This is a genomic window from Streptomyces sp. NPDC088197 (genome assembly GCF_044741185.1).
Classification (GTDB): domain Bacteria; phylum Actinomycetota; class Actinomycetes; order Streptomycetales; family Streptomycetaceae; genus Actinacidiphila.
Genome location: NZ_JBIUSD010000001.1, coordinates 39,008 through 57,088, shown reverse-complemented (window position 1 = coordinate 57,088; position 18,081 = coordinate 39,008). Strand labels below are relative to the sequence as shown.

25 protein-coding genes and 1 tRNA gene are annotated in these 18,081 nt (G+C 69.4%); 5 read left to right on the top strand and 21 right to left on the bottom strand.

Translation table 11 applies throughout. From position 1 onward, the window contains the following. Positions 1–24: 24 nt before the first annotated feature. From ACIOC1_RS00315 to ACIOC1_RS00235, 17 genes are all read right to left on the bottom strand, one after another. Complete coding sequence (locus ACIOC1_RS00315) at positions 25–219, bottom strand: hypothetical protein (protein ID WP_401715334.1); 195 nt, start codon at positions 217–219, stop codon at positions 25–27. Next, a complete protein-coding gene (locus ACIOC1_RS00310; protein ID WP_401715336.1) occupies positions 216–389 on the bottom strand; it encodes a hypothetical protein in 174 nt (57 codons plus the stop codon). Before ACIOC1_RS00310 ends, ACIOC1_RS00315 begins: the two co-directional genes overlap by 4 nt. A gap of 77 nt (positions 390–466) precedes the next feature. Beyond that, a complete protein-coding gene (locus tag ACIOC1_RS00305) occupies positions 467–823 on the bottom strand; it encodes a DUF6251 family protein (protein WP_401850712.1) in 357 nt (118 codons plus the stop codon). Next, positions 820–1,803 carry a hypothetical protein gene (locus ACIOC1_RS00300; protein ID WP_401850710.1) on the bottom strand — a complete coding sequence of 328 codons (984 nt, stop codon included), beginning with the start codon at positions 1,801–1,803 and terminating at the stop codon, positions 820–822. Before ACIOC1_RS00300 ends, ACIOC1_RS00305 begins: the two co-directional genes overlap by 4 nt. Continuing rightward, positions 1,800–2,165, bottom strand: coding sequence for a hypothetical protein (locus ACIOC1_RS00295; protein ID WP_401850707.1), 366 nt, complete (start codon positions 2,163–2,165; stop codon positions 1,800–1,802). Before ACIOC1_RS00295 ends, ACIOC1_RS00300 begins: the two co-directional genes overlap by 4 nt. Beyond that, entirely contained in the window at positions 2,162–2,689 is a 528-nt protein-coding gene (locus tag ACIOC1_RS00290) for an RNA polymerase sigma factor (protein ID WP_401850705.1), read from the bottom strand. Before ACIOC1_RS00290 ends, ACIOC1_RS00295 begins: the two co-directional genes overlap by 4 nt. 92 nt (positions 2,690–2,781) lie before the next feature. After that, entirely contained in the window at positions 2,782–2,994 is a 213-nt protein-coding gene (locus ACIOC1_RS00285; RefSeq protein WP_401850703.1) for a LysR family transcriptional regulator, read from the bottom strand. A gap of 53 nt (positions 2,995–3,047) precedes the next feature. Next, a complete protein-coding gene (locus ACIOC1_RS00280; protein ID WP_401850700.1) occupies positions 3,048–3,689 on the bottom strand; it encodes a hypothetical protein in 642 nt (213 codons plus the stop codon). A 14-nt stretch (positions 3,690–3,703) separates the two neighbouring features. Beyond that, complete coding sequence (locus ACIOC1_RS00275) at positions 3,704–3,967, bottom strand: hypothetical protein (RefSeq protein WP_401850698.1); 264 nt, start codon at positions 3,965–3,967, stop codon at positions 3,704–3,706. After that, positions 3,964–4,200: a hypothetical protein gene (locus ACIOC1_RS00270; RefSeq protein WP_401850695.1), complete on the bottom strand. Its 237-nt coding sequence runs from the start codon at positions 4,198–4,200 to the stop codon at positions 3,964–3,966. The genes ACIOC1_RS00275 and ACIOC1_RS00270 overlap by 4 nt, the downstream gene beginning before the upstream one ends. After that, positions 4,197–5,810 carry a DEAD/DEAH box helicase gene (locus ACIOC1_RS00265; RefSeq protein WP_401850692.1) on the bottom strand — a complete coding sequence of 538 codons (1,614 nt, stop codon included), beginning with the start codon at positions 5,808–5,810 and terminating at the stop codon, positions 4,197–4,199. The genes ACIOC1_RS00270 and ACIOC1_RS00265 overlap by 4 nt, the downstream gene beginning before the upstream one ends. A 339-nt stretch (positions 5,811–6,149) precedes the next feature. Beyond that, a complete protein-coding gene (locus ACIOC1_RS00260) occupies positions 6,150–9,008 on the bottom strand; it encodes a DUF927 domain-containing protein (protein WP_401850689.1) in 2,859 nt (952 codons plus the stop codon). Between the two features lie 83 nt (positions 9,009–9,091). After that, positions 9,092–9,409 carry a hypothetical protein gene (locus tag ACIOC1_RS00255; RefSeq protein ID WP_401850687.1) on the bottom strand — a complete coding sequence of 106 codons (318 nt, stop codon included), beginning with the start codon at positions 9,407–9,409 and terminating at the stop codon, positions 9,092–9,094. Continuing rightward, on the bottom strand, positions 9,406–9,612 hold the full coding sequence (locus ACIOC1_RS00250; RefSeq protein ID WP_401850685.1) for a hypothetical protein: 207 nt from the start codon (positions 9,610–9,612) through the stop codon (positions 9,406–9,408). Before ACIOC1_RS00250 ends, ACIOC1_RS00255 begins: the two co-directional genes overlap by 4 nt. Next, a complete protein-coding gene (locus ACIOC1_RS00245) occupies positions 9,612–10,190 on the bottom strand; it encodes a hypothetical protein (protein ID WP_401850682.1) in 579 nt (192 codons plus the stop codon). The genes ACIOC1_RS00250 and ACIOC1_RS00245 overlap by 1 nt, the downstream gene beginning before the upstream one ends. 15 nt (positions 10,191–10,205) lie before the next feature. Further along, positions 10,206–10,502, bottom strand: coding sequence for a hypothetical protein (locus tag ACIOC1_RS00240; RefSeq protein WP_401850679.1), 297 nt, complete (start codon positions 10,500–10,502; stop codon positions 10,206–10,208). Beyond that, positions 10,499–10,717: a helix-turn-helix domain-containing protein gene (locus ACIOC1_RS00235; RefSeq protein WP_401850678.1), complete on the bottom strand. Its 219-nt coding sequence runs from the start codon at positions 10,715–10,717 to the stop codon at positions 10,499–10,501. Before ACIOC1_RS00235 ends, ACIOC1_RS00240 begins: the two co-directional genes overlap by 4 nt. Positions 10,718–10,894: 177 nt before the next feature. On the opposite strand from ACIOC1_RS00235, the gene ACIOC1_RS00230 reads away from it, so the two are divergent. The 3 genes from ACIOC1_RS00230 (at position 10,895) to ACIOC1_RS00220 (ending at position 13,376) form a co-directional block, all read left to right on the top strand. Then, complete coding sequence (locus ACIOC1_RS00230) at positions 10,895–11,350, top strand: helix-turn-helix domain-containing protein (RefSeq protein WP_401850675.1); 456 nt, start codon at positions 10,895–10,897, stop codon at positions 11,348–11,350. Between the two features lie 96 nt (positions 11,351–11,446). Then, complete coding sequence (gene xerC, locus ACIOC1_RS00225; protein WP_401850672.1) at positions 11,447–13,066, top strand: tyrosine recombinase XerC; 1,620 nt, start codon at positions 11,447–11,449, stop codon at positions 13,064–13,066. 237 nt (positions 13,067–13,303) lie between these two features. Continuing rightward, positions 13,304–13,376 (top strand) — tRNA-Lys (locus ACIOC1_RS00220). A 192-nt stretch (positions 13,377–13,568) separates the two neighbouring features. On the opposite strand, the gene ACIOC1_RS00215 is transcribed toward ACIOC1_RS00220, so the two are convergent. The 4 genes from ACIOC1_RS00215 to ACIOC1_RS00200 form a co-directional block, all read right to left on the bottom strand. After that, on the bottom strand, positions 13,569–13,907 hold the full coding sequence (locus tag ACIOC1_RS00215) for a hypothetical protein (RefSeq protein ID WP_401850670.1): 339 nt from the start codon (positions 13,905–13,907) through the stop codon (positions 13,569–13,571). Between the two features lie 163 nt (positions 13,908–14,070). Next, complete coding sequence (locus tag ACIOC1_RS00210; RefSeq protein ID WP_391159421.1) at positions 14,071–14,724, bottom strand: methyltransferase domain-containing protein; 654 nt, start codon at positions 14,722–14,724, stop codon at positions 14,071–14,073. Positions 14,725–14,805: 81 nt separating this feature from the next. Beyond that, a complete protein-coding gene (locus ACIOC1_RS00205; RefSeq protein WP_401850667.1) occupies positions 14,806–15,312 on the bottom strand; it encodes a hypothetical protein in 507 nt (168 codons plus the stop codon). A 206-nt stretch (positions 15,313–15,518) separates the two neighbouring features. Then, a complete protein-coding gene (locus tag ACIOC1_RS00200) occupies positions 15,519–16,442 on the bottom strand; it encodes an ATP-binding protein (protein WP_401850665.1) in 924 nt (307 codons plus the stop codon). 244 nt (positions 16,443–16,686) lie between these two features. Between ACIOC1_RS00200 and ACIOC1_RS00195 the strand changes: the two genes are divergently transcribed. Together ACIOC1_RS00195 and ACIOC1_RS00190 are read left to right on the top strand one after the other, a co-directional pair. Further along, positions 16,687–17,418 (top strand): helix-turn-helix domain-containing protein, encoded by a 732-nt coding sequence (locus tag ACIOC1_RS00195; protein ID WP_401850662.1) that lies wholly within the window; start codon positions 16,687–16,689, stop codon positions 17,416–17,418. Continuing rightward, a complete protein-coding gene (locus ACIOC1_RS00190; RefSeq protein WP_401850660.1) occupies positions 17,415–17,927 on the top strand; it encodes an NUDIX domain-containing protein in 513 nt (170 codons plus the stop codon). The genes ACIOC1_RS00195 and ACIOC1_RS00190 overlap by 4 nt, the downstream gene beginning before the upstream one ends. Positions 17,928–18,081 lie beyond the last annotated feature (154 nt).

Here is an 18,081-nt window from a genome sequence, read left to right as displayed (position 1 = left end):
GATGCACGGCCGCCGCGGGGTTGGTCAGTCCGTCGGCAGTGCCCGGCAGATCGCGGCGTGGTCGTTGGCCTCGGCGCGGATCAGGTGCTCGGGCTTGGGGAAGAGCGAGCGGTCACGGCACCCGAGGCACTTCCACTCCTGGTCGCCCTCGGCGGCCGTCGTGACCCGCACGACGGCGCCGCCGAGGGTCGCGAACTGCGAGAAGACGTAGCTGCTCATTTGGTGTTCTCCTTCTGCTCGCGGCGCTGGCGGGCCCGCTCGGCGATGCGGTCGATGGCCTTCTCCTGGCGGGTGGTGAGGACGTCTTTGCGGATCGCGGCCATTCCGGCGATGCGCAGGACGCGGGCGAGGTCGAGCGGGCTGAGGCCGCTGAGTCGGTCTACGGGCACGGTGTCCTCTCCTGGGTCCGGGCTGTCCGGTCCCACCGCTCCGGCCGCGACAGTGCGCGGCCGGACGGAAGGGCAGGTCAGCGCCGTTTGCCCTTGGGCTCGGGGCGGACGCCGGTCACGACGTGGACGATCGCCCAGGCGAGCACGGCGATGGCGAGCGCTCCGGCGAGCACGATGACCGCCATGGTGGTCAGGGAGGCGATGAGCAGCGGCCCGAAGTACACCGCGCCCGCTACCGCTCCGGCGCCGAGACCTGCGCCCAGGGCGAGGCGCTGGATCGTGCGGTCGGGCTGCGCCTGGTGGACGTGGACGATCTGCGGGCCCTGCTGCCGCTGCTCCATCTCGGCGCGGATGGTGGCGAGCAGCGCGGCGTAGTCCTCGGACTGCCGGGCCGCGAGCACCGCGTCGGCGGTGGCCTTCTCGATCTCGCTCACGCGTATCCGCCTCCGCCCTGGCCGATGCCGTCATGCGGGCGGGTGTTTTTCTTGGCCCGTGACAGGACGGTGCGGACGTAGGCGTCGTCGGTGGTGATGCGGTGGATGCGGGCGACGCGGGCGACGACGTCGGCGGCCTTCGCGCCGGGGCCGAGCGCGGAGGCGGCGTCGAGAATCGCCTCGGCCTTCGTCAGCTCCGGACGGCCGCCGACCTGCGGCGCATCAGGGTCCGCATCATCCGTGTCACGGTCGATCTCGACCACGGGGCGGCGCTGGTGGAGGACGAGGGCGACCTGGACGGCGTCGACCGTGACGCCGTAGGTGACGAGCAGCGAGGCCAGTTCGGCGGGCGGCAGCGCGGGTTGCGCATCATGGGCGATGCGGACCGCATCAGCGGGGTCGAGGGCGGCGAAGTGCTCGCGGAGTGCGGCGGTCGCCGTACGGCCGGGGCCGGGCTCCTTCGGCGTGGAGGTCTGTCCGGTGACGTGGGCGGCGGCCTTGTCGACGGTGGCCTGCCACGCCTGACGGTGGGCCAGGAGCCACCCCCAGGTGCCGAACACGGGCAGCGTCATCGGACGCTCGCCGCGGGCAGCCCGCACTCGGGCGCGGGTCGCTGCCCACGACAGGTCGGAGATGAGCAGCAGCGCCACGGTGGGGGAGGCGAAGAGCAGGGCGGCGCCGAAGCCGCCGCCGATGTACCGGGCGTGGCTCACGTTGAGGTAGATCGAGACCGTCGCGAGGGCGAGCGTCGCGGTGCGGGGCCCGGCGGCGGAGCGGGACTCGTCGACGGCGTCGGAGGCGAGGTTCAGGCAGGCCAGGGCGGCGCCGTCGAAGACTGCGGCGACGATGACGGCCAGCGGTCGGGGGACGCCGTACATGTCGTGGGCTACCACGTACAGCGACCAGGACGCCATCGAGGCGGCGGCCAGGTAGATCACGGCGCGGGCCAGGTGGCGCGGAAGCGCGCGGAGGTGCTTCACGCCTGCTCACCCCCGGCAGGCTGCCACACGGTGTACGTGATGGGCGTGTCAGCGGTGCGGCGGCGGATGTACTCGGCGTCGCGGGCGATGATCCGCGGGTCGCGCTCGTCGAGGAGAGCCTTGAGCGTGGCGTATACGGCGCTGCGCCGGTCGTCCATGAGGCAGCAGAAGCGGCGTTCGTCGCGGGCGTCGACACCGGGCAGGGGCACGTCGAGGGCGTCACGGATCGCGGCGAGCAGGTCGACGACATCGCTGGACAACGTGGACTCGGCCGGGTGGCTGTCCTTCGCGGCGGTGTCGTCGACCGTGTAGGGCACGGGCTGGTCGGGGTCGGCAGGCAGCACGATCGGCTCGTCGGTCATCGCGCACCGACCAGGGCGCGGTGCTCGCGGACGCGGCGCAGCAGCTCGTCGACGTCGGGGTCGGAGTCGCCGTCGTGGTCGACGGGGCCGCGGGGGCCGGGGATCGGCAGTTTCGGGATGGCCGGACCGTCGTCCCCCGTCGCGGTGCGGAACCCGTTCCGCGATGGGGTGTAGCAGCCGCCGGCCGGGGCCAGGTCGCGGTTCGCGAACGACCAGTGACCGGTGTCGACGGGGCGTTCCATGGTGTTCTTCTTGATCCGGTAGTGCTGGCCGACGGTACGGCGAGCAACGACCGCGAGCCAGGCGAACATCTGGGCGTCGGTGGTGGCGTTGCACTTGTGGAGGTCAAGCCAGGCGCGGAAGAACGCGTCGGCGGCCAGGTCCTCGGCGATGTCTCGGTCGGCCACCCGGACCTCGCGGCGCACCAGCGCGGTGATGCGCTCGCTGTGCTTGGCGTAGATCGTGGTGAAGCGGTCGTTGAGCTGCTGCGCAGGGCTGCGCGTGGGCATGGCAGAGTTAGCCATAGCCGTCTCCTTGGTTTGGTCAGGGAGTTCGGTCAGGCCCTTGGCTGGGACGGCAATCCCGGCCTCGGGCCGTCTTCAGTTGTGGGGTGTAGCTACGCCTCGGGGGCGTGTCGCTTGATGGCGTTGGCGATGGCGGTCTGGCTTCGGCCCAGCTCCTTGGCGACGGCGTAGACGCTGCCGAGTTCCGCGACGCCCTCAGCGAGGGCGGCGGCTCGTCGTTTCGCGGCTTCGGAGACTTGGGTGTTCAGCTGCTGGAGCAGCTGCTCTTCGGTCTCGACTCGCTCGCGCCAAGTCGGATTCGTCATCCCCACTACAGTACCCAACGTGGGGTTAATACACAACACCCCGTTGAGTATGGTCACGACGCCCTGCCAAGCTCGTCCTGCACCGTCCGGAGCCACGGCCACAGCCGTTGCGGGTACTCCGCTTGGCACCAGGCGCACGTGATGGCATCGACGCCCGGCGGCAGGCGCAGCACCGCACCGCACAGCGCCCCGTCACGGATCGCCGGGCAGTACCCCATGCGTACCCCCGGCCGTTCGGCCGGCGCCGTCACAGAGCTGGCGTCGCGGTACAGGCTGCGGATCTCGGCGGCGAACTCACCGGCCTGCGGCCAGCACGCGACGATCCACGGCAGTTCGACGATCAGCGCCTTCACTGCGGCGTGTACGCGCGGCTCGACGCCGGGCGCGAGTCGCGGCGGCACCCAGCCGCGGTCCGAGTGCAGTGCCGCCCGCCAGTCCTCCAGGACACCGACGATCCCGCCGGGGCCGCGCAGGACGAGGGGGCGCTCGACGAGCGGCATCGGCGCGTCTGTCTGCGTGCCGTGCCCGCCGTTGCTGCGGGGCCAGTTCGACCCGAGCGGCACCAGTTCCTCCGCGAGGTCGCGGTACAGGTGGGGCATCGCGGCGAGTTCCTGCCCGAGGGCCTGCGCGCACGCCTCGCACAGGTAGGCGTATCCGGCGGGGCGCTCGCACAGCTCGCAATCCGATTCCGACATGACCAGCTCCTTCCTCACGCCTGGCCGGTGGTGCCGAGCAGTGCGGCGTCGACCGCGGCCATCGCGCTCTCGAACTCGGCGTCGCTGATGTTCTCGTCGTCCTCGATGTCGCGGAGCCAGCGGTTGATGTCGTTCGGGTGCCAGCGGTCGAGGTCGGCGGGGATCACGAACATGGTCGTCTCCTGGGTGAGGTGTCGGAGTCGGCGGCCGATGAGCACGCCTGCGGGGATCGAGGCGGCCGTCCAGGTGACGAGGACGGCGGCCAGGGTGGTGATCACGCCGCGTCCGCGGCGGGCGGGGTGGCGCAGCGGGTGGCGTGCACGCGTTTGACGTGCTCGACGAACGACGCGACCGGGTGGGGGCCGGTGACTGGTCCCTCGGTGCCGCCGCACCGGTAGCACTCGTACCTCGCGGACGGCTGGGAGAGCCACCGGCCGTCGCGGGTGCACTGCCCGAAGTCGACGTGCAGCACGGCCGCCAGGGCGCGCGGGCGCGCGTTCCGGGCGGTCACGCGGCACCGACCAGGACGCGATCGAGGGTCGCCGAGGCGCGGTGGACGTCCATTGCGTCGGAGACGTCGCCCGCCGTTGCGCCAGGCAGGATCGGGATGCGATAGCGACGGCAGTAGCCGAGCTGCCGACTGCTCGGCTGGGCGTTCCGCCAACCGGCGGTGCGGGTGAGCAGCAGCGTGCCGCGGGCAACGCGCCGGGCGTGCATCTCCATCCAGTGCATCGCCTCTTCGAGGTGGAACGCCTCGTCGCGGGGCGGCGCCTGCTCGGCACCGCCCTCCCACTTCCGGAGCCGGTAGCCGCCCGCAACGTGGTCGGCGACCAGGTACAGCAGCACGTCGCCCGCAGGAATGAACCACGTGCCCCTGCGGGTGCGCAGCCAGCGCACCCTCGACGCGGTGAACATCTCGATGTCCTCCACGCGGAGCACCGGCTGAACGGTGGGCGCGACCACCTCGACGGGCCCGCGCGCCGCAGCTGTCAGCGACTGGCCGTCGCGCGGGGCCGGGATGGACCGCTCGGACAGGTCGACGAGCGAGGCGAGCTTGTGGCGCGTGCTCGCACCGACGACGTCGAGGATCAGCGCGTCGGTCTTACCGGGGTGCAGGCGCAGCGCGCGGCCGGCCATCTGGACGTACAGGCCCGGCGACTTGGTCGGCCGGGCGATCACGGCGCACGACGTGTGCGGCGCGTCGAACCCCTCGGTCAGCAGCATGCAGTTGGCGAGCACCTGGAGGTCGCCCGCCTTGTACCGGGCGAGGGCGGCGCGGCGGTCCTCGACGGGCATGTCGCCGTACACGACCCCGGTGGCGATCCCGGCCTGCGTCATCACCTCTGCCATGACGCGGGCGGAGTTGACGGTCGGGGTGAAGACGACGCCGGGGCGGTCGGCGGCGAGCGTGCGGTACGCCTCGGCGACGACGGCGGCCGCGTTGGAGTCCTCCAGGGCCTGGCCGAGCTGCCCGCCGACGAGGTCGCCCGCGGCCGTCTTGACGCGGTCGAGGTCGAGGCCGTCGACCACGACCCGCTTCCCGACGACGTCGACCAGGTGCCCGGCCTCGATCAGGTCGAGGGTGTCCATGCGGTAGACGACCTCGGTCCAGATGTCGGCCAGGCCGCCGTCTGTGCGGGTGAGGGTCGCAGTGAAGCCCACGGTGGGTACGCCGTCCCAGGCACCGAAGTGCCGCAGCACGTCGCGGTAGGTCTGTGCGGCAGCGTGGTGGCACTCGTCCACGATGATCATGCCGACGCTGTCGATGCGGCGGCGCCGTCGCTCGACCGCGAGGGTCTGCACGCTGGCCACGATGACGTCGGCGTACGTCTCGTCGCGGCCGGCCTTGACGATGCCGACCGTACGGCCGGGCACGACGGCCCGGATCTTGTCGGCAGCCTGCTGGATCAGTTCCTCGCGGTGGGCGATGACCAGGACGCGGCCGGGCAGCTCCCCGGCGGCGTCGCGGGCGGCGATCAGGTTGGCGAAGACGACAGTCTTCCCGGCGCCGGTCGGCAGTACGACGGCGAGCCGGTTCTTCTGCTCGGCCCAGCCCGTGAGTACGGATTGGATGGCCTCGGCCTGGTACGGCCGGGGCGCGAAGGTCTCGATATCGGACAAGAGGTCACCTCGCTTGAGGACGAAGGAGGAGAGAGGGAGGTACGCAGTGCGTACCGGCTGCGTACCGGCTGCGTACCGGGGTGAAAGGGCAGATGACCTGCGGTTATCTCTCTCTAAGAAGGGAGTGGTACGCAGGTACGCAGAAAGACAGGGGTGTGCATGTGCGCGCACAGGCGCGCTCGCGCTCGGGTGCGCACGCACGCGCACCCACACCCGATCGGTGCCAATTCCAGGCAGGTGCGTACCGGCCCCGCTGAGACCGGAAGAACCCCTCTGAGCTGGGGTTACTGGCCGTCTTGGGTGGTACGCAATCGCTGCGTACCACCGTGCTGGCGGCGCTCATGCCGCCTCGTCCTGGTCGCCGCCGAAGTTGATGCCCGCCGGGGTGAAGGCGAGGCACTTGGCGCGAGCGCCGTCGAATCGGCGGGGAACCAGATGGGCGGGCCGCTGGCTCTTGAGCGTCTCCAGATAGCCCGCGTCGACCCAGCTGCCGACTACCGCGTCCAGGGAGTAGCCGGCCTCGGCGAGGATCTTGCGGACGCGCTCAGGCAGTAGCGACACCTTGATGACGCCGCCGTCGCTGGCCATCACGCCGAGCCACCCGGCGTACGGCGGACGCTGCTCGGGAGCCATGTACGTCCGCGAGGTCGAGTACAGCTCGTGCGCGTGGCCCGCCACGTACTCGCGCAGGACGTCGAGGGCCATCTCCGGCCGGTTGTCAGTGGGGTTGTGGGCGGTGAACAGGCCGCGCCATACATCGAAGGCGAGCGGTTCGTAGGGCAGCAGGCCGATGCCGCACGCGAGGGTCTCCGCGAGGACCAGGGCGGCGACCATCGGCGCTCGGCGGTTGGTCATGTCGCCGCCGCCGCGGACCTCTTCGACGAGCTGGCGGTGTCGCTGGCGGAGGGCGTCCTGCCCGTTGGGCTGGGCGAGACCGCTGAGGATGTAGCGGATGAACTCGGGCCCGGCGTGCCCGTGGTTCGCGAGGACGCCTTCGCGGGCTGCTGCTGCCGCGCTGCCGCCGTTTTCTCCGAAGGGGGCGATCGTGGTGCCGAGGATGCGGGCCGCCGCGCCCTGGCTGGTGGTGAAGGAGAGGGCAGGCCGCTCGCCGGAGGAGAGCAGGATCGTCTCCCAGGGCAGCATGTTGCCGAACGCGCCCCCGCTGCGCCCCTTCCCGTGGTTCATCGGCAGCTGGTACAGCACCTCATCAATGAGGCTGTCGTCCTGGACGGCCATGGTCTCGTCGAAGATCGTGACGATGCCTCGAACCAGATTGAGCCGCTTCTCGATGGCGTACAGCGTGGTGCGCCAGTTGGACAGCGCGCTCGCGTGCTCGGACGGGTCTGCCCACACGCTGAGCGCGCACTGAAGGGCAGTCGTCTTGCCCTTGGTAGACCGGCTGGAGATATCCAGCGTGAACGAGTTGAGGCCCAGAGGCCGCAGCAGCGGGGCGGCAAGAGCGGCGGCCACCGCGACGCGCGGGACCGGGAACTCGGCGAGCTGGGCGATGGTCTCTTTCCAGGCGTCGAGGCTGCCCTTCGGGGCGTGCGCGCGGGCCGGGCCGCGCTGCTCCTCGAACGCCACGTCGACCTTGATGCCATCCTCGGGGGACGAGACGAACGTGCCGTCGTCCTGCCAGCCCAGCCAGCGGGCCAGTTGCTCGGACGGGATGCGGTGGACGTTCGCCGCCTCGAACTCGGCGAGCCACTTCTCGACAGCCCTTGCGTCGCCCTCGACGGCGGGCAGCCCGGCAGAGCCGAGAGTCTCGATCAACTTTCGGCCGCGCTTGGCAGTCTCGCGGCTGACGATCCGCGAGATGCGGCGGGGGTGGCCGAGACTCCTGTCGATCCACGACAGCTCGACGTACTGGTCGCCCTCGGGGTCCTCGAACGTCGCGGTCACAGCGAGAGGAGCGAACGTCACCCGGTTCCAGCTCTCGCCGCTCTGGCTGAGCACCTCGACGCCCATGCCGGTGACGCGGTACCCGTACGGAGTGCAGACCGAGCGGGGCAGGTCGAACGCGCGGGAGTAGCTGAACCCCTGCTCGTCGTCCTCGTCGTCGGGTGACGGCGTTACTTCCGCAGACGCGTCGATCTCCGGCTCAGCGTCCGGCTGCCGCGTGGCCGGTTCCGCCCGCGGGCCTGTACTTACGGAGGACAGCCGTCGACTTCCGTACCCGAGGTGGGCCAGTGCCCGCGCTGCTGCCCTGTGGTCCCCGCCGTGTTCGAGCAGGGAGTAGGCGCCAAACTTGGTGTACGGCACCTCGGGAGTGAAGTCGGACCCGGTTGCGAACACGAACAAGCGGTCGTGTTCGTCGCGGCCGGTGGTGGCCTTGACGCCTCCAACGCCGTCCGCCCAGCCCCAGTACGTTTCGCCGCCACGTGTGCCAACTGGTCGGAAGGTGCCGCGGAGAATCTCCGCCCAACTGGCGCGGGTATCGAAGTCGTCGCCGGGACGCAGTGCGCCGTCGGGCCTCGGGGAAGCTTGCCGCGGCGCGGTCCGTGCCGTCTCCACTGCGGGCAGCTTGCAGACCATCCGGCACACGCTCCGGATGGCGTCCATGACGTCGCCGTCGAGGACGGGGATGGTGGCCGGAGATCCGGCGAGCCGGACGTACGGGCGGCCGGAGGCGTGGACGCTGCCGCCGGACGGCTCGACGAGTCCGTAGCCGCCCTCACCGCGCGTCTCGATGAGGACGCGCACGATCTTGGAGCCGGGCTTCTCTGCGACGCGCTGGCGCTCCTCGTCGCTGTACTCGTCCTCGGCCGCCAGCCGTGACGCCAGCTTGCGGTTCGGCGGCACGGCGGCGCCGTCGAGCCGCACCCGGTAGTGCCGGCCACCGCTGGGCGATTCGGTCACCCAGCCGTTCTGGATGGCGGTCCACGGCTCGGCGAGGCCGGAGGCGGTCATGATCTCGGTGACCTCGTCGAGGAGCCCTTCGCGGATGGCGAGGCCCTCGAACTCGATCAGCTCTACGGCGCCCGAGACGGCGCCGTAGACGACCGCGATACCGCGTGGACGGTCGTCGTTGAACCACGAGTCGTGCTGTTCAGGAGTGGTGCGGGTGACCTTGTACTGCATCCAGGACACGGCAGGGGCTTTGCTGCCGTCCGCCTTGATGGGAAGGACGCAGAGACCGGCCGCATCAAGCTCGGCGGCGGCGGCCCGCAGGTTGGGCGACGCGTCAGTGGGGTTCACGGATGTCCTTGGGGTCGTGCTGGCGGTGGTCCGTGACGCGCGGGCCCGGCGGAGTCGAGTCACGCCGGGCCCGCGCGGGCCTGTTATTCGGGCGGCAGGGAGCCCAGGAGGACGGTGGTGAGCAGCCGCATGGCGTCGGTGAAGTGCGGGGCACAGACCGGCAACGCCTTGCGCTCGGGGCGCTCGGGCAGGACGCGGAGGATCGCGTCGGCCATGGCCGGGCAGCCGCCGCACCGGTACGTCTCGTCGACGTGCTCGCTGTCCGGGCAGTCGCACCAGGAGCACTGGGCGCCGGTGGGCGCGTCGGCGAGGATGACAGTTTTGCCTCTGGCCGCGAGGTCTCGGGCGGTGGCAAGGGCCTGGTCGTATGCGGCCACTTGGGCCGGGCTCGCGCCGGTCACCGGTTCTCCCCGGACCGCGGGCGCGGGATGCTGCTGAGCAGGTGCCGATGGGCCTCGTCGACAGCACCGGCCGCCACGGACGGGTGCCTACGGCGCGCGCGCTCCAGCTCGGCGCGGGCCTGCTCGCGTCGCTGGCGTCGGTCGTCGAGACCCATGGCGAAGAACAGCAGCACGACGGCGCCTGCCACCCACAGCGCGGCCATCACGCCGCACCGCCAGCCTGCTCGGCGAGGATCGCGGCGTGTTCGCGGGTGATGGTCCGGCTGATGCACTCGATCGCGGCGGCCGGGTCGGTGGAGGCGATGACCTGCTGCTCGACCTCGTCCCAGAAGGCGATGACCTTCGGGTCGTGGTCGGCCTTGCGGAAGGTCGCGAGACTGCGGAGTGCCCGGTAGACCTCGGGGGTGTACTCGACGTACGCGCCGGAACCCGCGACGTAGATGGTGATCAGGATTTCGACTTTGGCGCGGGTCGTCTGCGCCGGGTCCCACGCGATGTAGTGCGGCTTCCCCTTCGACGCCTCGCGGTACAGAACCACGGTGCCGCCCGGCAGCTCGACCTCCTGGACCACGACGCGGGGGAAGGCGGCGCGGGCCTGGGCGGTCAAGCTTGTGGCGTTGGCGAGTCCGGCCATCTTGGTGAGGTCGGTGCTCTCAGCACGGGCGTCGGCGTCGCAGAGGTAGCGGTCGACGAACGGGCCGAGGCGAATCTGGCCGTCGTCGGTGAACACCGGCTGCCGGTCTGCGCTAGGCGCGGGCAGGGTCGTGGTGGAATTGCTCATGGGACGTGCTTCCTTCTACTGGTCAGAGCTGGTGGTGGTGTGCGTCTCGGCAGGCGGCGTCGGGGTGGCAGCCCCGGCGCCGTCGTTGGTGTCCTCGCCGATAGCGCGCAGGATGTCCGCGCGGTAGACCCGGCGGGAGCGGCCGATCGTGAAGGTCGGTACGGGCAGACCGTCCTCGCCGAGGAGCCGAAAAAAAGTCGCGGTCGAGATGCCCCAGACGGCGCAGACGGTGTCCTGGGCGGGGCAGACGGCGGGCAGTGCCCGGATCTCGTCGAGGGTGAGGGTCTGCCGTTCCTCGGTCGTGGCCGTCATGCCGACTCCTGCTCGATCAGCTCGGCGAAGGGCACCCCGTAGGTGTCCGCGAGCGTCAGCAGCGATTTCACCGAAGGCTTGGATTTCCCGTTGTGGAGCCGCGACAGCGTCGACTGAGCCAGGCCGGTCCGCTTGGCGATGGCGTAGCTGGTGGCGTCGCCGTGGGCGCTCGCCGCCTCGCGCAGCCGTGAGCTGCGGAGTCTGTACATGGTCATGGGTGTCTCCTTGCTTGCAAGCATCTTGATCGTGCCTGCGAGCAAGAAACTAACATCGACGCAACGTGCTTGCAAGGAAGCTAAGACTCGCGAGTGCGCCCGGCGCACGACTGAAAACCGCCCTGCGTAGCGTGCATGCTCTCGCGCACGTACTTGCATGCTTGCTACCGTGGAAGGATGACTGACGACGACCCCGGCCCCACTCGGGCAGACCGGGCCGAGAGGTTCGGCCGGGTCACTTCCGAGGCCGCCCGATCAGCGGGCTACGACATCGACTCGCCCCGAGGTGGAGGGAAGCGCGACCTTGCCGCTGCCGCCGGCATGTCCGAGCCGAGCGTCAGCCGCATGCTTGCGGGCAAGACGATCCCCGACCCGAAGGTTTTCGAATCTCTGGCAAACGCCCTCGGGATCAAGCTGGCGACTCTCCTGGTTGAGAGCGGGCTCGCTTCCAAGAAGGCGCTCGGTGGTGCGGTGCCCAAGGCTCCGCTGAGGCCGAAACTCACGATCAGGCGAGCGGCCAAGGAGCTGGGCATTCACAGCGAACGGGGCCTCAAGATGTTTACGGCGATGACGCAAAGCATCATCGAACAGGAGCCGCCCAGAGATTCTGGCGAAGATAGGGGTGTCGCATGACTGATGGGAGACTGCAAACCGGAACGCCCCAACTGAGATAAGCGAGCGAATATTGGTGAAAGCTCAGACGAAGAAGCGAGCTGAAGGAGGGACCGGATGCCCGGATCTCGGCGCGCAGGCGGTGTGACGAAGCGCTGCGAGTGCCGCGAGGGCGGCGGGCGCAGCGGCAAGCGACTCGGCGACAACTGCCCCCAGCTCGCGAAGCCGTCACACGGGACGTACCAGATCGCCATTGAGCTGCCGCCGAACGAAGAGGGACACCGGAGGCAGTTCCGCCGCACCGGCTACGCGAAGGTCAAGGACGCTAACAACGACTTGGCCCGCGTGCAGTCCGTCCTCGAACTCGGCGAGGAAGACGAAGAAGACCTCCGGCGCATCGGCGACTACCTCGCCACCATCGCCCGCGAGCGCGCCGACATCCCGCCGCCCGCCGACGTAGCCCAGAAGCTCGGCGTCGGCGTCCCGCTCGACGGCAAGATGACCGTCGCCCAGTGGCTGACGAAGTGGCTCGCCAACAAGAAGACCCGCGGCACCACCACCGCGTCCTACCGCAGCCACGTCACCTACCACCTGATCCCACGCATCGGCCATATCCGCCTGGACCGGCTCGGCGTCGCGCACCTCGAAGCGCTCTTCGCCGACATCGCCGAGGCCGCCGAGGTCGTCGCCGCAGAGAACGCCGCCCGCCGCGAGCAGGAAGCACGCTGCCGCTGGGACAAGCCGGGCCGGCCGCCCGCCGCTGCCCGCGAGCGGCTGGCGAAGGAACGCGCCAAGCTCGACGAGATGAAGCCGTACCGGAAGGTGACCGGACTTGGGTCGCTCCACGCGATCCGCCGGACGCTCCGGACCGCGCTGAACGCCGCCATCGGGCAGAAGCTGATCACCTTCAACCCCGCGAAATTCGTCGAGTTGACGCCGCACAGGAGGCCGCAGGGCCTGCTCTGGACGGCGGCCCGCGTCGAGCGCTGGCGGGCCACGGGCGAGATTCCCAGCCCCGTCATGGTCTGGACCCCCACGCAGCTCGGCCATTTCCTGGACGCGGCCGAGCCGCACAGGCTCTACAGCATCTACCACGTCGCGACTCACCACGGCCTGCGCCGAGGTGAGGGCGTAGGTCAGGAGTGGACCGGCGTGGACTGGGGGGGCGAGACGATCTCGGTGGAGAAGGAAATCGTCGTCGAAGACGGGGTGCCGACCGAGACGAAGCCGAAGACCGCCGGATCGCAGGACATCGTCAAGATCGACCGCGAGACCGTGGCCGTCCTCCGTGCACGCCGCGTGCAGCAGCTCGCCGAGCGCGACGCTTGGAACGCCTACGCCAGTGCCGAACGGTCAGCGGGGCGACCATGTCACGACTGGATCGACACCGGAAAGATCTGGACCGCGCTCGACGGGTCACTGCTCCACCCCGACGAAGTGAGTCGCGAGTTCGTACGCATCCGTGACGCCGCCGGACTGCCGCCCGTCAACTTGCGGGACACCCGGCACGGCGCCGCCGGTCTCGTAAAGGCGGGCGGCGGCGACCTGGAGGACGCGAAGCGCAAACTGCGGCACAGCACCATCACGCTGACCGCCGACACGTACATGCCACTGTTCACCGAGTGGTCCGCGGAGCTGGCCGAGCGGTCGGCGGCAGCCGTACCTCGGGCGAGGAAAACGACGGTTGCTGCCGACGCTCAGACCGACGGCAGGGAGCCGAAAGAACCGGCCACGTGATGGCGGTCAGCGGTACGCTGGACGGGCTTGAGGGACGCTGCAAAAGGGCCTCCGACCTGCGGGTCGGGGGCCCTTGTGCTCGCACGGCGCTCGCACGAGCTAGTGAGAGTAACTGAGAGTGACTGAGATTCCATGAGGGCGTGAAGCCCTCATGCTCACCTCAACGGCCGTTCTGACCTGGGGAAATGAGGGCCGTCGAGAGCAACTGATAGAATGTGCAAGTTCGCAAGATAGTGCGGGCCGTTAGCTCAATTGGCAGAGCAGTGGACTTTTAATCCATTGGTTGTGGGTTCAAGTCCCACAGGGCCTACAGGGTCAGGTCTCGTGACGAGGCGCTGACCTGCGGTTATGGTGCCCCGGCCGTCGGAAGACGGCCGGGGCACAGCCGTGCCGAGGGCCGTGCGTGAGCGGGAGCGCGACTGCGAGGTTGTCGTGGCCGCAGCCACGCGGGGCACTGCCGCGGTGAGGACAGGTGACGGGTGTACCGCACCGCGACGGGTACCTACAGCTCCTTTGGCCGCCGACTGCGCGGCCAGGCGTCTACAGCCTGCTCAGGTCGGTGTCGCTGCAGCCATTTGCGCGCGGCCTCTTCGTTGAATCCCTGGGACCGGAGGACATCGAGGGCGGCTGCTCGCACGGCCCGCGCGTCGTCTGCCCGGTTAAGGCGGGCCTTGATGCGTGTCACCACGTCGTCGAGTTCGTACTCGTAGCGGCCGTTGACCTTCTGAGCGAACAGCGGCAATAGCTTGTAGTAGCGACGTTCGCTGATACCGACCTGCGTCCAGGGGTACCGTTCCGGAGCCTCCCCTTTCCTTCGCAAACCTCCTCCATGCTCGATCAACGGGGCGTTGAACTTGCTCTGTCCGGATGCGCGCGACGAATGCCCCGTCTGCGCTGTCCCTGGAGCCGACGATGAGATCGGGGACGTCCACAAAGGGCAATCCGGCCGCGCACAGCGAAAGGCTCCGGCCGTTCGGCGGGGGCGACGTGGGCTGGGCCCGGCGTCACGCCTGGGCGCGGACCAGGAGCGTACCGATGTGGTCGGGTTCGGGGGCGTCGAGGATGCGGGCTTGGGCATCGGTGAAACCGGCCCGGGCCAGCAGGCGTTCCCATACGGGCGGGCGGTAGCTGTAGCGGTAGGTGAACATGGCCTTCCCCGCGAAGCCACCCTTGTACATGCCCTGTGGGCCGTAGGCGCCCGGGATCGCGGGTGGCTGGGAGAAGACGAAGGTCCCGCCGGGATTGAGCCGGCGGCGGACGAGCGGGAAGAGCTTCGACGGGTCGGCGAACCAGGCCGCGCCGAAGATCGAGTACACCGCGTCGTAGGTCTCCGCGGTGGAGCCGAGGTAATCCAGCACTTCGGCGCAGTGGAACTGCGCTCCCGACGGGGCCCAGCGCTCAGAGATCTTCTCGACCATCACCGGAGACAGGTCCACGCCTGTGGCCTTCACGCCGCTCTGCGCCAGGTGCGCGAGCGCGCGTCCGGTGCCGCAGCCGATCTCCAGGACGCTGCCCGGGTCCCCCAGGAGCTCAGGGCCGGGTCCGTGACCGGCGTACTGCGTCCAGCGGAAGACCGGCTCGGCTTCGTCCTTGAAGGCGGTGCGGGCGTAGGTGTCCCACAGTTCGGTCTCGGCGACGATGTCGTGTTGCGCAGGCATATCTGTCCTCTGCTTGCGGAAGAAGGCGGCGCCCCGCCCCATGATGCCCGTAGGCACCGGACGGGCGAGGCACCGTTCGGTTCAGTGGCTGTCGGGGACCTTGTTGTCGCACGGCGAGCAGTCCGTGCCGTCGATCGCCCACAGCTCGGTGTCGATCTTGAAGCCGATCGAGGTGAGGAAGTCGGCGGTGCGCAGGCACAGTCCGTCGCTGCGGCGCTCGATGAACGGAGCGTGGTGCTTGTACCGCCCGCCGTTGTAGAGATCGCAGAGGGCGAACCAGACAGGCGTGTCGAGGATGAGTTGGTGGACGCCGATGTCGACGAGTTTGCCGACCCCGAGGTGCACCTCGGGGTGCTCGATGCAGGCGAGGGTGTACATGACGGCGTTGCCGAGGATCCGTTCGGCCATGTCGCGGACCATGGTGTGGTCACGCAGCAGGAGGGCGATCTCGCGGTCCCAGAGCGTCATGCCGCTGTCGCGGATATTGACGGTCAGGTGCGCGATGTGCGGCTGGACGGCGTTGAGGAGTTCCTTCGGGTCCCGAGTGCGTGACTCGACACCACTGTCGATCTGCGTGGCTGTGGTCATGATGCTGTCCTCCTGATCTGGGGAATCGATAAGGCTTCTGGTTCGCCCGTGACTGCTGGGGACCTCCTCGGCACCCTGAAGGCGTGACGTCGTGCAGTCCGGGGTCCGGTAACCGATGACGTCCACTGGGCGCCGGGGCTCTCCATGGGCGCTCGCACAGCCGCGCCAACAGGGAGGGGGAAGGGCCGGGGCGCCGAGTGTGCGGGTTATGTGCGGCCCGCCGGGCCTGAGGCTGGCGAGCGATGCTGGGCTGACGGTTGGTGGGCGGCCCAGTCCTCGCGGGCGGCGATGAGCGCGGGGCGTACCTTCTCGTCGAGGAAGTTGGCGTGGGCGCGGAGCTTCGCGGCGGCCTCGGCGACTCCCGGCGGGTCCAGGCCGAGGATCCAGCGCCCCACGCAGACCTGGAGGTTGACGACTGGCACTCGGAGGTGCGGGTCCTCGTCGTACGGGTCGCAGTCGATGCTTCCCTCCAGGACGGCGTCCTCCTCGGCTCCGTCCCAGTGGTCCGGCGCGACGATCGGCATCATCAGGCCCTCGAAGAAATTCCGGTGGTTGATGTGTGCGAGGCGGGACGGGAGTTGATCGGAAGGCACCCCAACCTCCGACGGGTCGTCCTCGGCCCACGCGGGCAGGTAACCGGAGGTCGCAGAGCCGTCGGTGGTGGTGATCCTCCACAGCCCCGGCGTGCTCCACGGTGGCGCCTGATCCCGTGACGCCGCCGCGAGGCTGTGGTGGTCATCCGGCCCGACCTCGAACCAGACGACCTTGCCCGCCGGATCAGGACTGCTGCCCCACACAGCGGACAGAGCCTCCACCAGGAGCAGGCCCCGCCCATCCTCGGCGTCCACCGAACCGTGGCGTGGTCGCGGGCGGACCGGATCCGAGTCCGTGACCTCGACCCGGACCCGCACGCCGGTCCAGCGCACGACCACCGCACACGGGGCTCGGCTGTAGTGAATGGCGTTCGTGATCAGTTCCGTCGACAGCAGTTCCAGGTCCTCGTACGCCCCGTCCGCCAGAGGTATGTCCCAGCTCCGCACCAACGCGACGATTTTCCGCCGGGCTTCGGGCACCGCCTCGGACTCGGCTTCGACCCGGAATCCGAATGGGCTCGCGCGATGGCCGGCCATCATGTGCGGCCCTGCACGTGAAGTCGGCCGCGATGACGCGGAAGTACGGTGCTGGGCATGGCGCTTGACCTCTCGGGAGTGCGGTCGGAGCGGAGGCGCCGTTGCGTCACCTGGAGCAACGGAGCACCCTCAGTACACGACTGCGTGCCGCACGCAAGAGACTCCAGCGCGTGACCCCAAGTTGGAGTCAGGGGGCGGATACGGGCCGTAGCCTCGGACCAGACCGGTACGGAAGAAGGTGCTCGTGACCGTTGCGGAGCGCGAACCGCGCGAGATCGTCGCGGGACTTCTCGCCGACCGGCGGCTGCTCGCCGCCTGCGCGGAGCGGGACATGGGCACGCTGTTCCGACTGCTCAACCACCGTGGCATCAGCACTCGACGCATCGCCGCGGCCGTCGACATCACCCAAGGCCGACTCTACGACTACATGAACGGCAAGAGCAGGGTTGAAAAGCTGGCCATCTTCGAGCAGATCGCCGACGCCTTCCAGATTCCCGGTCACCTGCTCGGCCTGGCGAAGCGCGCCGAGGAAGTTCTCGACAGTGCTTCGGAAGCGGAGCGACCCTGGCTCAGCCCCTTCGATGCCGCAGCGCTGGCGCTCGAATCCGCCCTCGTACTGAGCGACCTCCGACGCCACGATGAGGCCCGCACGCGTGCCGAACACGCCATTCACCTACGGGAGTCGAACCGCGCGCGGTCGCTGGCCCTGAGCCGTATCACTCTGACGGAGCTGCATCTACGGTGCGACGACGTCGAAGCTGCCGTGGCGGTCAGCCACGACGTCCTCACAGCGGACCCCAACCTCGGCTCGATCCGCGTGCTCTGCCAACTCGACGGTCTCCACACGGCGCTCGCCGTCCACCGCAGTCATCCGCCAGTCCGCGCTCTGCTGCAGCGTTTTGACGAAACGCGTCGGGCGAGAATGCTCTTACTCGCCGACATTGTTCCCCCGCCCAGCAAAGGCGCCACCCCATGAGGCCCACCCCCGCCGACCCCGAAGCCTGGAACGCCTACCTCGCCGAAGGCAACGCCACCCAGGCCCGCAAACGCGTTTCCGCGGACGTCCTCCTCCGCGACGAGCAGGGCCGCGTCCTCCTGGTGAAGCCCACCTACAAACCCGGCTGGGACCTCCCTGGCGGCATGGCCGAGGCCAACGAATCCCCCGACGACGCAGCCCGCCGCGAACTCAAGGAAGAACTCGGCCTCGACGTCACCCTCCGCGGCCTCCTCGTCATCGACTGGGTCCCACCCCACGGCCCCTGGGACGACCAACTCGCCTTCATCTTCAACGGCGGGTTGCTCAGCCGCGAGAAAGTCAGCTCCCTCCAGCCCCGTGACCAGGAGCTGTCTGAAGTCACCTTCCTCTCACCCGATCTCGCCGCACAGGCCCTCCGAGATCGTCTCCGCCGCCGATTCCACGCTGCGATGCAGTCATGGGGTCGCAATACCCCCGTATTTCTGCACAATGGGGAACTTAAGAGTTGAGTAGACAGGTATCACCGTCAACATAGACCTCGTCTGCTACTTCGCGTCCGCACCACGAATGACAGAATCGGTGATCGGGCCCACCCGATGGAAGTCGTTCTGGAAGACTTTTGAGACGTGGCGCCGACGATGGGCCGGGTGACTTCGTACTTCT